The sequence below is a fragment of the Alteromonas sp. McT4-15 genome, assembly GCF_020515205.1.
Lineage (GTDB): Bacteria > Pseudomonadota > Gammaproteobacteria > Enterobacterales > Alteromonadaceae > Alteromonas.
Genome location: NZ_JAJALG010000044.1, coordinates 15388 through 28106, shown reverse-complemented (window position 1 = coordinate 28106; position 12719 = coordinate 15388). Strand labels below are relative to the sequence as shown.

The 12719-nt window shown below is 42.4% G+C and carries 16 protein-coding genes; 9 read left to right on the top strand and 7 right to left on the bottom strand.

Features of this window, described 5'->3' with window-relative positions:
* Positions 1-356 precede the first annotated feature (356 nt).
* Positions 357-758: a winged helix-turn-helix domain-containing protein gene (locus LHL20_RS21285; RefSeq protein ID WP_226434412.1), complete on the top strand. Its 402-nt coding sequence runs from the start codon at positions 357-359 to the stop codon at positions 756-758.
* 30 nt (positions 759-788) lie between these two features.
* Here LHL20_RS21285 and LHL20_RS19110 read toward each other — a convergent pair whose 3' ends face one another.
* The gene (locus LHL20_RS19110; RefSeq protein ID WP_226434411.1) at positions 789-1790 is read right to left on the bottom strand and encodes an EAL domain-containing protein; all 1002 of its coding nucleotides are present in this window, start codon (positions 1788-1790) and stop codon (positions 789-791) included.
* A 272-nt stretch (positions 1791-2062) separates the two neighbouring features.
* Between LHL20_RS19110 and LHL20_RS19105 the strand changes: the two genes are divergently transcribed.
* From LHL20_RS19105 to LHL20_RS19070, 8 genes are all read left to right on the top strand, one after another.
* Positions 2063-2764 carry a tRNA-uridine aminocarboxypropyltransferase gene (locus tag LHL20_RS19105; protein ID WP_226434410.1) on the top strand — a complete coding sequence of 234 codons (702 nt, stop codon included), beginning with the start codon at positions 2063-2065 and terminating at the stop codon, positions 2762-2764.
* A 62-nt stretch (positions 2765-2826) separates the two neighbouring features.
* A complete protein-coding gene (gene tpx, locus LHL20_RS19100) occupies positions 2827-3321 on the top strand; it encodes a thiol peroxidase (RefSeq protein WP_226434409.1) in 495 nt (164 codons plus the stop codon).
* A 45-nt stretch (positions 3322-3366) separates the two neighbouring features.
* Positions 3367-4194 carry a sulfurtransferase gene (locus LHL20_RS19095; RefSeq protein ID WP_226434408.1) on the top strand — a complete coding sequence of 276 codons (828 nt, stop codon included), beginning with the start codon at positions 3367-3369 and terminating at the stop codon, positions 4192-4194.
* A gap of 35 nt (positions 4195-4229) precedes the next feature.
* The gene (gene cobB / locus LHL20_RS19090) at positions 4230-4952 is read left to right on the top strand and encodes a Sir2 family NAD+-dependent deacetylase (RefSeq protein WP_319003254.1); all 723 of its coding nucleotides are present in this window, start codon (positions 4230-4232) and stop codon (positions 4950-4952) included.
* Between the two features lie 24 nt (positions 4953-4976).
* Positions 4977-5603 carry a LysE family translocator gene (locus LHL20_RS19085; protein WP_159624586.1) on the top strand — a complete coding sequence of 209 codons (627 nt, stop codon included), beginning with the start codon at positions 4977-4979 and terminating at the stop codon, positions 5601-5603.
* A gap of 76 nt (positions 5604-5679) precedes the next feature.
* Complete coding sequence (locus LHL20_RS19080; RefSeq protein WP_226434407.1) at positions 5680-6411, top strand: stress protein; 732 nt, start codon at positions 5680-5682, stop codon at positions 6409-6411.
* Positions 6404-7195, top strand: a complete 792-nt coding sequence (locus tag LHL20_RS19075; protein ID WP_226434406.1) for a glucosaminidase domain-containing protein — start codon at positions 6404-6406, stop codon at positions 7193-7195. Before LHL20_RS19080 ends, LHL20_RS19075 begins: the two co-directional genes overlap by 8 nt.
* A complete protein-coding gene (locus tag LHL20_RS19070) occupies positions 7192-7827 on the top strand; it encodes a DUF2987 domain-containing protein (RefSeq protein WP_226434405.1) in 636 nt (211 codons plus the stop codon). Before LHL20_RS19075 ends, LHL20_RS19070 begins: the two co-directional genes overlap by 4 nt.
* Here LHL20_RS19070 and LHL20_RS19065 read toward each other — a convergent pair.
* The 6 genes from LHL20_RS19065 to ccoS form a co-directional block, all read right to left on the bottom strand.
* Positions 7819-8808, bottom strand: a complete 990-nt coding sequence (locus LHL20_RS19065; RefSeq protein WP_159624579.1) for a patatin-like phospholipase family protein — start codon at positions 8806-8808, stop codon at positions 7819-7821. The two genes, LHL20_RS19070 and LHL20_RS19065, sit on opposite strands and share 9 nt — an antisense overlap.
* Positions 8809-9762 (bottom strand): tRNA 2-thiocytidine(32) synthetase TtcA, encoded by a 954-nt coding sequence (gene ttcA, locus LHL20_RS19060; protein ID WP_226434404.1) that lies wholly within the window; start codon positions 9760-9762, stop codon positions 8809-8811. It abuts the gene before it with no gap.
* Positions 9763-9908: 146 nt separating this feature from the next.
* Positions 9909-10832 (bottom strand): universal stress protein UspE, encoded by a 924-nt coding sequence (gene uspE / locus LHL20_RS19055; protein WP_226434403.1) that lies wholly within the window; start codon positions 10830-10832, stop codon positions 9909-9911.
* A 170-nt stretch (positions 10833-11002) separates the two neighbouring features.
* The gene (gene fnr, locus LHL20_RS19050; protein WP_226434402.1) at positions 11003-11743 is read right to left on the bottom strand and encodes a fumarate/nitrate reduction transcriptional regulator Fnr; all 741 of its coding nucleotides are present in this window, start codon (positions 11741-11743) and stop codon (positions 11003-11005) included.
* A 51-nt stretch (positions 11744-11794) separates the two neighbouring features.
* Positions 11795-12454 carry a sulfite exporter TauE/SafE family protein gene (locus LHL20_RS19045; protein ID WP_226434401.1) on the bottom strand — a complete coding sequence of 220 codons (660 nt, stop codon included), beginning with the start codon at positions 12452-12454 and terminating at the stop codon, positions 11795-11797.
* On the bottom strand, positions 12441-12719 hold the full coding sequence (gene ccoS / locus LHL20_RS19040) for a cbb3-type cytochrome oxidase assembly protein CcoS (RefSeq protein WP_226434400.1): 279 nt from the start codon (positions 12717-12719) through the stop codon (positions 12441-12443). Before ccoS ends, LHL20_RS19045 begins: the two co-directional genes overlap by 14 nt.

The window sequence follows — 12719 nt, the reverse complement described above, 5'->3', positions numbered from 1 at the left end:
ATCCGATCACTTAAGGTAAAACTGGCAAGGACGAAAAAGAAGAAGAAAAAGTGATCGGATAAAACCGAAATGACCGTTCGGATTCACCGAAATACGCAATTAAATACATTCATTTCAAAATCCCTCGAATATTTTGTTTGTATTGACCCAACTACTTCATAAGGTGCTTTAAATGCTAGGTCTCGAGGAGGTGCTTTTCGATGAATTTTGCCGACAAATTTTATGAAAAAATTTTATACGGTAATTCATCGTTTTGTCGCATTTAAGTTGCGCTTTGTCATGTTTATGAACGCGGGTTTCATGATTATGAACTAGACTAAAGGCTATTATTTTGTTGTTGCGTGCGATTATTCAGCATGGACAAATCAACGATAACCCTTACATTCGATAGCTCATCTCATCTGTTGCGAACAAGTGACGGAAGAGAAACATTGTTGTCACCGCAATGCTCATCACTTCTCTCTTTACTAAAACAAAATGCAAATAAAGTGGTAAGTCGTGAGGCCATAAAACAAAGCGTATGGCGTGGAAGGCATGTGTGCGATGACAATATAAATCACACAGTATCGCGGTTGCGCGCACAAATAAAAAAAATAGATAAAAAGCGGATGTGGCGGATAGAAACGATACCTAGTGTAGGATATCGTTTCGTAGAATTAAGCTGCAATGAAGATTTGGCTACTTCGATAAAAAATTGGTTGTCACATCATTACCACCGCTTTCACAATATGTTGCAACGCTTGCTATCTCAACATTGAACACTATCGTTTTAGGCCCCTCGGCGTCGGCTAAACATGCGCAGCCTTGTCGAGTGGTTTAAGTGACGATTCGACTTTTTGAGCATCTTCTTCGGTCAGTTTAGGCTTCATCGGTTGTGGTTTTCCGTAAAAGTATCCTTGAAGGTAGTCTGCGTCGGCCATAGTTAACCACTGAGCTTCTTCTTCGCACTCAATTCCTTCGGCAATAACTTCAATGTGATTTGTTTTAGCAATCTTAATGAGGTTCGTGACTATATTCTGTTTGTATTCATCAATGTGGACATTTCGAACCAATTCCATATCAATTTTCACATAATCAGGCCGTAATGATTGAAGTAAGTTTAATCCGGACCATCCTGAACCAATGTCATCCAAGGCAACCTGAAACCCTGCATTACGATAAAATGCCAGAATACCCTTTAATTGATTTAAGTCGTTCGCACGGTGCGTTTCAGTCACTTCAAATACAACATCTTCAGGCTTCATACCAATTTCATTAATTGAAGCGGCAGTTGCTCTTAGGCAATAGGATGGGTCGTAAATGCTGGAAGGGTTAAAATTAATGAACAGCTTTCCATTGAGCTTTGCTTTTGCGGCACACTCAACCGCAGATCTTCTAGCTACAAGGTCAAGCGAAAATAACAGGTCTGACTGTTCCGCTAATTTAAATGCTAAGCTAGGTGGCACGATTGCATCGTGATCATCGCGAATACGAAACAACCCCTCATTGGCAAACAGGCTTTTATCGCGCGCATTAACGATTGGTTGATACCAGGTTTCATATCGCTCTTTTTCAACACTTTCAATCAGCCACTTCGCCTGAAAGCGATAGATTAAGATGGCTAAGGTTGTCATTCTACCCATCTCATCAATACCGGGAACGTCTTGAGTCTGTGACGTAGTAACCTTGGTGTTTTCAAGTTCTTTAACTTCAAGGGCACCATTTAGTGAGGTAATGAAACCTGAAATTGCAGAGTATTCCACTTCACAAGATATGCAATGTGAGGATTCTTGCTTTGCGGGTAATTGCATCGAACCACAAAGACTCGCGACTTTTCCAAAGGTTTCTACAGTGGGGACAAAAATCCAAAAGGTTGTCCTTTGAAAAAAGTAATCATCTATAGTCTCACAGTCAGCACAGTACATATTTACGCTCTCCAAATTGTGACGTAATCATTACGATGTAGAAGTCCACTTGGTTCGGTTACAACTCTCATGAAGGTGAATTGTTATAGCGCGCTAGCTTTTTGTGTTAAATTACCAACATACGTTACCGATGAATACATACTACTTTGAACTCTATTATGTCTTTGCGTGCTGCAGAATTAGAAAGCGCAGTACGCCCGTTTCACGCCCGTGGTAGTAAAGTAATACGTTGCGAGGTGTGTCTATTACCAAAATTGAATTGCATTTGCGCACATAAGCCTACACCCGGCACTGATATCGCGGTTTTGTTTTTGATGTATAAAGGAGAGTACTACAAGCCTACCAATACAGGCCGACTAATTGCAGATGTAGTAGAAGATAACCATGCATTCTTATGGAAGCGGACAGAGCCGGATTCAGCGTTGCTTAATTTGATTAACGACCCGCGCTATTTTCCCATTGTTGTGTTTCCACATGAATATGCTGAGCCATCCCGTTGTATTACAACGCCGCCAACGCCCTGTAACAAAAAACTTCTGTTTATTTTCTTGGACGGTACATGGCGCGAGGCAAAAAAAATGTTTGTTAAAAGCCCTTACTTACACCAGCTTCCTGTATTAGGGTTAAGTACTGAACGCGATTCGGATTATTTACTTAGAGAATCAACACATGCCTTTCAACACTGTACTGCTGAGGTCGGTATAAGCGTACTCGAATTAGCAGGGCAACAAGAGGGTGCCAATACACTATCACATTATTTTAGTATTTTTAGGCGAGAGTATTTAAAGGGCAAGCCCCATTTGCAGCACAAGTTGGCGTTTGCGTCTTCGCAAGTAAAAGAGCAGGTAGTAAAAAAGTAACTTTTGTTTGCGATATTGTTGTTTGGGTACCACTATATCAACGTAACTTAAAGGAAAAGAATATGGCTTCAATTACATTTCAAGGCAATGAAGTATTAACCGTTGGTGAATTACCAAGCGTTGGAAGCAATGCACCGGACTTTACCTTGGTCAAAGCTGATCTCAGTGAAATATCACTATCATCACTTGCTGGGAAAAACGTAGTTTTAAATATCTTCCCGTCAATTGATACGGGTACGTGTGCAATGTCAGTACGTAAGTTCAACGAGCAAGCAGCTGGGTTGGATAATACTACGGTTATTTGTGTTTCAGCGGATTTGCCGTTTGCTGCTGGTCGTTTTTGTGGAGCAGAAGGGATCGACAATGTCATTACGGGCTCTACGTTCCGTTCGAGCTTTGGCGATGATTATGGTGTTACATTTACATCAGCTCCTCTGGCAGGACTGTTGTCTCGTTGTGTAGTGGTAATAAACGGTGAAGGTAAAGTGGTGTATACCGAACAAGTTGCAGAAACCACTGAAGAACCAAATTATGAAGCGGCGTTGGAAGCACTGTAGTACATTGTTTTAAAAGCAGGAATTTACCAAGCAGGAGAGCGAGTAATGTCAGTGTTATTGCAAGTTGGAGAACTTGCTTCGTTAATGCAAGAAAAGCCAATGACACTCGTTAGAGCTGTCATGGATGACCCTGTAACGCAGACACCTGATGCACGTGAAGCTATGGTGCTCCCTGCTTCTGTAGATTTTGATCTCGATGGTGAGGGTAGCGATCATGCCACGGGTTTTCCTCACAGTATGCCATCTACAGAACAGCTCAGTATTTATTTAGGAAATCTCGGTATTACAAACAATACGCCATTAGTTGTTTACGATACCAGAGGGACGTACAGCGCACCGAGAGTGTGGTGGATGTTAAAAGCTATCGGTCATCAAGATATAAGTTTATTAGACGGAGGACAGCCTGCCTGGAAACACGCGGGCCTGCCTCTATCGGAACAGAGACAATACGGAAATTTTTCCTATCAAGGCCATGCACGACCTGGTTGGTTCGTAGGTTCTGACGCAGTATTAGAAGCCCTTGATACGGATGTTCAACTTGTAGACGCCAGAAGCGAACCTAGGTTTTATGGTAATGTGTTAGAGCCTAGAAAGGGGCTTCGCTCTGGCCACATGCCAGGGGCTTTCAATTTGCCCTTTACCTGTTTATTGAAAAATGGCCATTTTGCGCCGGTTGACGAGTTAAAAGCCATATTTGCTTCAACAGGCGTCGATTTGACTAAACCCATTATTTGTACCTGTGGTTCAGGTATAACCGCCTGTATCATTGGTACTGCTGCGTTACTATGTGGTGCGACTCAAGTTTCAGTTTATGATGGCTCGTGGTCAGAGTGGGGGGCTAATGCCCAATACCCTGTAACGTGCGAAAGATAGCAAAAAATAGTATTAGCGACCCAATACAGTATGCAGTGAACACAATAATGACAAAGCCCAACATAGTCGTGTTAACAGGCGCCGGTATTTCCGCAGAGTCTGGAATTAAAACGTTTAGAGATAATGATGGTTTATGGGAAAACCACCGGATAGAAGAGGTGGCTACCCCTGAAGCTTTTCATGCTAACCCCGATTTAGTCTATCGTTTTTACAATGCGCGTCGTACACAACTTCAACAAGCTAGTGTTAAACCAAATGCTGGCCATAAGGCATTATCAAAACTAGAAGCGCACATTGGGAAAAATTTGTTATTAGTTACTCAGAATGTAGACGATCTTCACGAGCGTGGTGGTTCTCAAAACGTAGTGCACATGCACGGCGAGTTAAAGTCGGCACGGTGTGGTGATTCTGGTAAGCGTTTTGAATGGCTTGATGATTTTGATGGTACAACGCCTTGTCCATGCTGTGGTAGAAATACGCTTAGACCTGATATTGTGTGGTTTGGCGAAATGCCGATGCACATGGATAGAATCTATGATGCTTTAGCGATGGCTGATATTTTTATATCAATAGGGACGTCAGGAAATGTCTATCCCGCGGCGGGCTTCGTACAAGTCGCAAAAGAGGCGGGGGCATTTACCATAGAAGCTAATTTAGCTTTTGGCGCTACCAATGCACTTTTTGATGAGTCGCGACAGGGGCTGGCTACCGAAGTAGTACCCAAGCTCGTTGACGACCTCATTGCACAATTTACTTAATTCGCGCTGTAGGAGGCGCATTACATGCAGTATATGAACGAGTTTTTAACTATCGCCTTAGTTCACCTTGTTGCGGTGGCAAGCCCAGGGCCTGATTTTGCGATTGTTGTTAGAAACAGCGTGGCGTATGGACGTCGAATTGCCATGTATACCAGTGTAGGTATTGGTGCTGCCATTTTATTGCACGTGGCGTACTCACTAGTTGGCCTAAGTGTAGTGATAGCCACCACACCGTGGTTGTTTACAACGTTTAGTTATCTTGCCGCGGCCTATTTGTTGTATCTTGCCATTGGCGCGCTTAGAAGTGGCCCTCCCAAAGATGATGAGATTACCGTTGAAGTGAAGGGGAAAACGCAAATTTCTGCGAAAAAGGCGTTATGGATGGGCTTTTTAACAAATGGACTGAACCCAAAAGCGACACTGTTTTTCTTATCATTGTTCACTGCAATAATTAGTATCGATACACCATTTGGCGTAAAACTTGGTTATGGCATCTATTTGTCTATTGCGACAGGTTTATGGTTTTGTTTCCTTTCCTACATGTTAAGTACAAGTAAAGTGGCAGAGCTAATCGGTAAAAAGGGGTATTGGCTAGATCGTGCCATGGGTGTACTCCTTGTTGGATTGGCCGCTAAGTTAATCATTGGTTGATAAAAGGCAGACGGGCAATTACCACCGTAAGTTGATATAATCCAACGGTTTTAACAAGTTCGCTAAAGAGAGTTGTGTGAAAGAAGTACATCCAGACCGTCTTAGTCAAACGTTAGCAAAAGCCTATGAGTTCGACATTAAAGCACTTTTGTCAAAAGCTGCGCGCTTGACGAAAAGCAATTTTGGAACCTTACTGCAGGGCAGTGTAGTGCTGTTTCTAACCTTTGTTGTACTTGGTGTTTTTGCACAGCAATACATTACTGTCCATGATGATGGAACGTACACCTTCGAGCACCAATCTATTATTGAAATTGCCGCTATATGTATCGTCGCGCCACTACTGACGGGTCTATACATGATAGGTGTTACCCAAGCGCGTGGCCTTAAAACCTCGGTTTTTACTATTTTTCAGTATTTCCCTTTATTGTTTTTGTTAGCGTTGACGCAACTTGTAAACAGTATTCTGGTACAACTTGGTTTGGTGTTACTTCTGCTACCTGGGATCTATTTCTATATCGCATCATCGTTTGCGCTTATGTTGGTCGCCGATAGAAAAATGACGCCCATAAGCGCAATAATTTTGTCGTGCCGCGTATTTAATGCCTATTGGTCTCAGATTGCTGCTGTTTTTGTTGTGTTTACGCTACTATTCATAACGGCACCACTTACGCTGGGATTCTCGCTTATATGGGTTTTGCCTTTTTATTTTAGTATGATGGGTTTGCTCTATCAGGAACTGATAGGGGAGCAGGGCCAACGCACGGACGCATCAGAAAATGATGTGAATGAGTCTAGCTTCGATGCATAAACGTGAAACATTAAAAATTGTACTTATCACTCTCGGTGTTCTTGCCGTTATTGTGATAAACGCCATAATTTTTACTGAAGATGAGCCCGATATTCTCGACGTGCCCCAATCTGTAGAGGCAAAAAAGCCGGTACCAGATTTCTCTCAATACACAGATGTTAAGGAAAAAAAGGCAGCTTTTTTTTCTTATTTACGACCAGAAGTCGAAAAGCAAAATGCCTATTTGTTAACGTTAAGGCACTACGTTCAAACGCTTTATCGCAAAGCGCTCGCCAATGAGCCACTAAGCGATGATGATGAAGCGCGTATAGTATGGTTAGAAGAAGAATACCGCGTTAAATCTAACCAACCGCTAAAGACGAAATTGTTAGGCCTTTTACAAAAAATAGATGTGTTACCAGTTGAACTTGTTCTGGTACAAGCGGCTAATGAGTCAGCTTGGGGAACGAGCCGCTTCGCTCGCAAGGGGTACAATTTTTACGGACTGTGGTGTTTTTCGAAAGGCTGTGGTTTTGTGCCTAGTCAACGTAACGATGGTGCATCTCATGAAGTTGCCAAATTCGACAGTCTTTCACGCGCTACATATACCTACATGCGTAATTTGAATCGTCATGATGCCTATGAAGATTTACGCGAAATTAGAAGTCGATTACGAGCTAATCAAATTCCTATTACTGGCGTAGCGTTAGCAGAAGGGTTGATGAATTACTCAGAGCGTGGAGCCGCTTACGTCGAAGAGCTTCAAACTATGATCCGATTTAACGAGGAGTTTTTAACCGAATGATACGCGCCGCACTATTACTGGCATCTACACTTGTATCAGGCTTTACTTTCAGTGAAACCATTGATGTTGAATATAGCCGTTTTTACAGCCATATTAAGAAATTAGATAACGAGGATACCCAAGCGTTACAGTTCGCTTTTGGTTTTATCCGAGTTGGTGAAGGTCGCTTATGCGAGATTAAGCAAGCTGAGATTGTCACTGACAAGAAAAATATGCCGCTGGATGTGAGCGAAGAAGGCCGCTTTACTGTGCCTGCTGAAAAAGCACTAAAATTGGCTAATGCGCTGGTTAGAATTTCACTAGAAGAACGGGCTAATGTGTGCGATATGTCAGTGCAGTTGGAAACTAAGCCTGAATATTTGAAACAGTATTACACCAAAGACGATCTCGACTTCCTCTATGAACAGTATGCTGCTTTTTTTAACGAAATGGGAAGTTTCCTGTCGTTTATGATGCCCTCAGTTAAAGGGTTAATGGTGCAATTTAACGATAAACACCTAGATTTTGTTACTCCACAAGGTGTTAAGGTTAACAACGGTATTATGCAGTTAGATGAGGAATGGCTAAAAGACGCTAAAGACCTTACGCTGCCTGAAGCGCCGTTAAGAATTACCGCTATGGCATCAAGTTAGAAGCTGATACCTAATTTGTTCTGCAATTCGGGCGATAGTTTCTTCGCCCTTTGTGCATAACTCTTGTGCACGATGAAACTCCATAATCCCCACATCGGTAAGTTGAGGCTCAATAAGAATATCGGGTGGATCGCCAGCTAAGCGCGAACGAGTAACGCGTGCTTGAAGGATATCAAGCGAACTACTCATCACACTCATGATACCTGGTGGGTTACTTTTCTTTGCTTTTGCGGGCACTTCAGTCACTTCTTCTTCAATTTTTTCAATAACTTCTGAAGCTATTGATTCATCAGTGACAACAGTTGGCTCTTTTTCTTCTTGCTTACTATCGGGTGAAAACCATTGCTTCAACACATTTTGACTTTTGGTAAAAAAGTCTTCTGTTTTACGTTGATTTTCTTCATGATCATGACGTAACTTTTCAATCATTAACGGACGAAAATCTGCATTGAGGTTTACCGCAATTACAAAATCCGCACCTAACTGTCGGCACAGATTAACAGGAACTGGATTCACAACCGCGCCGTCAACAAGCCAGCGATCGCCATGCGCAACGGGCGCAAACAGGGCGGGAATTGCACATGAAGCCTGAATTGTGTCGCCAATAGGACCAGAGTTAAACACGACTTCGCGGCCCGAATACAAATCGGTTGCTACTGCTGCGAAAGGTTTTAGCATATCTTCGTAGTTTTCAACACAAAACTCGTTAGACAGCTTATCAAACACCTTTTGGCCGCTGGCAATTCCACCACGTCGAAGACCTACACCCATTAGCGCCAGCACTTGCCAGTCGCTTAGCGAGCACGCCCATTCTTGTAACTCATCCAATTTTCCACTTGCGTAGGCAGCACCGACGTATGCGCCGATAGAGCACCCTGCAACGACATCTATCTTAACACCGAGTTTTTCCAGTGCTTTTATAATACCGATATGGGTCCAGCCTCTTGCTGCACCAGCACCTAACGCAAGTCCTATTTTCATTTATCGCGGTTCCATTATATTGACTACTTCGATAGTGTTGTCACTATCTAGTGCGCTCTCATCTGCACTTGTATTAAAAGAGGGTTGATCAAAACCGATATCGCCATCTTCTACCGGGCCATCTTGCGTAGTAATTGATTTAAAATCGTATAAATTGCTGTCTACCAAGTGTGAAGGTGCCACGTTTTGTAGCGCCCTGAACATAGATTCGATACGACCTGGAAAGCGACGATTCCAATCTTGCAACATGGCTTTAATATTCTGGCGCTGTAGGTTCTCTTGTGAACCGCATAGGTTACACGGAATGATAGGAAACTCTGCTGCCTGAGAATATTTTTCGATATCTTTTTCAGTGCAATAGGCTAGTGGGCGAATAACAATGTGTTCACCGTTGTCGCTAACAAGCTTTGGTGGCATCGATTTTAGTTTACCGCCATGAAACATATTTAAAAAGAAGGTTTCTAGCATGTCATCACGGTGATGGCCAAGTGCAATTTTAGTTGCTCCTAATTCTTTCGCAGTGCGATACAAAATACCGCGACGCAAACGAGAGCAAAGTGAGCAGGTTGTTTTACCTTCAGGAATTTTATCTTTAACAATTGAATAGGTGTCTTCTTCGACGATTTTGTAATCGACACCAATGCTATCTAGATACTCAGGCAAAATATGCTCCGGGAAACCGGGCTGTTTCTGGTCTAGGTTTACGGCAACAATATCAAAGTGAATAGGCGCAATCTTCTTTAAGAATAAAAGAATGTCGAGCATGGTGTAACTGTCTTTACCGCCTGATAGGCACACCATTACCTTGTCATTATTTTCAATCATTCCAAAATCGCCAATGGCTTTACCCACATTTCGGCGAAGGCGTTTTTGAAGTTTGTTGAAGTTGTACTTTTGCTTACTTTGCGTCGCATTTAGAGGCGCCGCATCAGCACCATTTGTGCCTAGACTCATAATTAACTAGCTTGGTTTGTAATAAAAAGCACATTATACAATAAAGCACCTTTTCGAAACCATGCCTGCGCACGTTAATTTATTCGCTATTGTTCGTTCAGAGTTCTTGTTCGTTCAAAATAATGACATCCTACTTTGCACAGCACTTAGTTTGCCAACGGTGATACAAAACCGTCGGGCTTGAGTGCCAACACATCGCAGTTCAGTTCATCGATAACATGTTCTGCAGTATTACCAATCAAAGCGGCTGAAATGCCAACTCTGCCAACTGTGCCGATGATAACGAGTTCTGCGTCAATGTCTTTTGCAACCATGGGGATAACCTTTTCTGGCAATCCTTCTTTAACTACGCATTTATTATCAGGTACACCATATTTAAGTGCATGGGCGCGCATTTCATTCTGGTGGTGTTGCTTAACCGCATCATGATAAGTGTCAGGGTCGAACTCAGGGACTTCAATAGCAATATTTAGCGGTGTAGAAGGGTAGCTGTTAACAAGATTGACATTCCCTTTTAAAAGCGACGCATAGTCGTTGGCAATAACGGTAATTTTATCATTGAGCGCAGCATGTTCGTCGTCTTCAGTACCTACGTTTACAGCAGCAATAATTTCGCCACCTTCTGGCCAATCGTGCTCTTTTACCAATAATACTGGACGAGGGCATTTACGCATCAGGTGCCAGTCTGTGGGCGTAAATATAACGGATGCCAAGTCATCATGTTTCTTAGTTGCTTTAACCACTAAATCGATTTGATTGTCCAAGGCATAATGAATAATTGATTCATAGGCGCGATTATTCCACTCAACAACAATATCAGTTTCTCCATAGCCTTGCTTGTGAAGCTCTCCTGATAGCCATTTGGCGTGTTCGTTAGTGACGGCGTCGCGCATTGACTCTCTTTCATCAGGGCTAAGCATAGTGGTCATGTCATAAGAGAGATCGTATACCACCATCATGGCTGTTACTGAAGCGCCCAATTTTGACGCTAATTCGTAGGCCCTGCTTAAGGCAGGTTGGTTGTCTCGCTCGGCATCAACAACAGCAAGGATGCGTTTGTACTCAATCATAACTACCCCTTATAAACAAAAGCTTAGTATTTAGTTTTATAAATAAGTTGGACGCTTAAGGTAAGTGTAAACGACAATACTAAAAACGTTAGTTGTTTTAGATCAATAAATAAAAAAGGCGCTTTCAAAGCGCCAATCTTAATCTTGTTATCAGTTGTTGATTAGGGTTCCTAACCGTTACACACAACGCTGGGACCGTTAAGCGCTTCTAGTTTTGTACTAAGTCGATCAAAATCTAAAATAGTAATAAGCTTGCCATCTACCTTGATAATACCGTCTTTTTGGAAGCGACTTAACAGGCGACTTATCGTTTCGATAGTCAAACCTAAATAGTTACCTATTTCATTACGTGTCATCGTTAAGTGAAACTCTCTGTGTGAAAAACCACGTTCTTCAAAACGTTGAGACAAATGCGAGATGAAATATAAGAGACGTTCTTGGGCTGTGCGTTTATTTAACAGCATAATCATATCGTGATCTTGCTTAATTTCCGCACTCATGAAGCTCATAATCTGGTGACGAAGTTTTGGAAATTGTACTGACATTTCATCTAACGTTTCGTAGGGAAGTTCGCACACCATTGCAGTTTCAAGAGCCTGCGTGTAGCTTTGATGCTGATTTTCACGTAGTGCATCAAAGCCTATGATATCGCCAGGAAAGTGAAAACCTGTTATCTGCTCTTCACCTTCTTTGTTTGTAACAAAAGACTTAAATGAGCCTGTGCGAACAGCAAAGAGTGAACGAAAGGTATCGCCAGTTTGGATAAGCGTATCGCCCTTATGGAGTGGTTTTTTACGCTCAATAATGTCATCAAGAGACTCAATTTCTGTCTTATTCAATGCCACTGGTAGACATAAATGACTGAAACTGCAGTTTTGACAATGTATAGAGAATTGGCTTCCTTTGCTCATAAATACTAACTCACAAATTACAGGGTTTACTTTGTTATGATACCGCAAGATTTAGGCGATTGCGCGATAAATCAGATAAACAGCATATATAGCCATTATGCTCGCGATCCCTTGTCTAACCAATATGTTTTTAAATCCTGAGATCAACCATTGGCTACCCAAGCTTGTCGCAATCAGTGTAGGCAATGTGCCTAACCCAAAGAAGAACATAATTGCGCTACCTTGCAAGGCACTGCCAGAAGCCAATGACCATGTTAATGTCGAATACACTAACCCGCACGGTAACCATCCCCAAATAAAGCCGTAGGGAAAGGCGCTCAGCGGCGTCCTAAATGGTAAAAAACGTTTAGAGTAAGGCTGTATTTTTTTAAATATTCCGTTGCCCAACCGTTCTAGTTTGGTTAAGCCGGTATACCACTGCCCGAGATAGCATGCCAATAGCAGTAGCATGATGCCGCTAATCAGTGAAAGTGCATAATTCGCGAGGGGAATATAATCAGCGGCAATTTTTCCAAAAAAACCAGTTATACCGCCTGCGATGGTATAACTCACAATGCGCCCAATATTATAAGTCAGTGTATAGGGGAAGGGGGAAATGCCTTTGGGGGTAACCATTCGTAGTGCGGTTACAATACCCCCACACATTCCTACACAGTGAACGCCGCCTGCGAGGCCAATAAGAAAGGCAGAAAAGTAATTAATGCCTTCCATGAGTCTCGTTTTCAGGTTGATTGACTGATGTTTTCGCTGTGTTCGTGTGTTTAGATAAGTGAGTTAATTCTTCTTTTTCTTGCAGTTTCTTACGTTGTTCTGCAAGTTGTTTTTCCTCTGGCGACAGATCATCATCAAACAAAATACTGTAGCCTTGACGATCGAGGTCTTCAAACTGATTGGACTTTACAGCCCAAAAGAAAATAACGATAGCGACGGCCACGATAATGATGGCGATGGGTATAAGGACGTAAATAATGCTCAT

Coding starts and splice junctions, on each gene's coding strand:
- LHL20_RS21285 (WP_226434412.1), top strand. CDS start 357: ATGGACAAATCAACGATAACCCTTACATTCGATAGCTCATCTCATCTG.
- LHL20_RS19110 (WP_226434411.1), bottom strand. CDS start 1,790: ATGCAATTACCCGCAAAGCAAGAATCCTCACATTGCATATCTTGTGAA.
- LHL20_RS19105 (WP_226434410.1), top strand. CDS start 2,063: ATGTCTTTGCGTGCTGCAGAATTAGAAAGCGCAGTACGCCCGTTTCAC.
- tpx (WP_226434409.1), top strand. CDS start 2,827: ATGGCTTCAATTACATTTCAAGGCAATGAAGTATTAACCGTTGGTGAA.
- LHL20_RS19095 (WP_226434408.1), top strand. CDS start 3,367: ATGTCAGTGTTATTGCAAGTTGGAGAACTTGCTTCGTTAATGCAAGAA.
- LHL20_RS19085 (WP_159624586.1), top strand. CDS start 4,977: ATGCAGTATATGAACGAGTTTTTAACTATCGCCTTAGTTCACCTTGTT.
- LHL20_RS19075 (WP_226434406.1), top strand. CDS start 6,404: ATGCATAAACGTGAAACATTAAAAATTGTACTTATCACTCTCGGTGTT.
- LHL20_RS19070 (WP_226434405.1), top strand. CDS start 7,192: ATGATACGCGCCGCACTATTACTGGCATCTACACTTGTATCAGGCTTT.
- LHL20_RS19065 (WP_159624579.1), bottom strand. CDS start 8,808: ATGAAAATAGGACTTGCGTTAGGTGCTGGTGCAGCAAGAGGCTGGACC.
- ttcA (WP_226434404.1), bottom strand. CDS start 9,762: ATGAGTCTAGGCACAAATGGTGCTGATGCGGCGCCTCTAAATGCGACG.
- uspE (WP_226434403.1), bottom strand. CDS start 10,832: ATGATTGAGTACAAACGCATCCTTGCTGTTGTTGATGCCGAGCGAGAC.
- fnr (WP_226434402.1), bottom strand. CDS start 11,743: ATGAGCAAAGGAAGCCAATTCTCTATACATTGTCAAAACTGCAGTTTC.
- LHL20_RS19045 (WP_226434401.1), bottom strand. CDS start 12,454: ATGGAAGGCATTAATTACTTTTCTGCCTTTCTTATTGGCCTCGCAGGC.
- ccoS (WP_226434400.1), bottom strand. CDS start 12,719: ATGAGCATTATTTACGTCCTTATACCCATCGCCATCATTATCGTGGCC.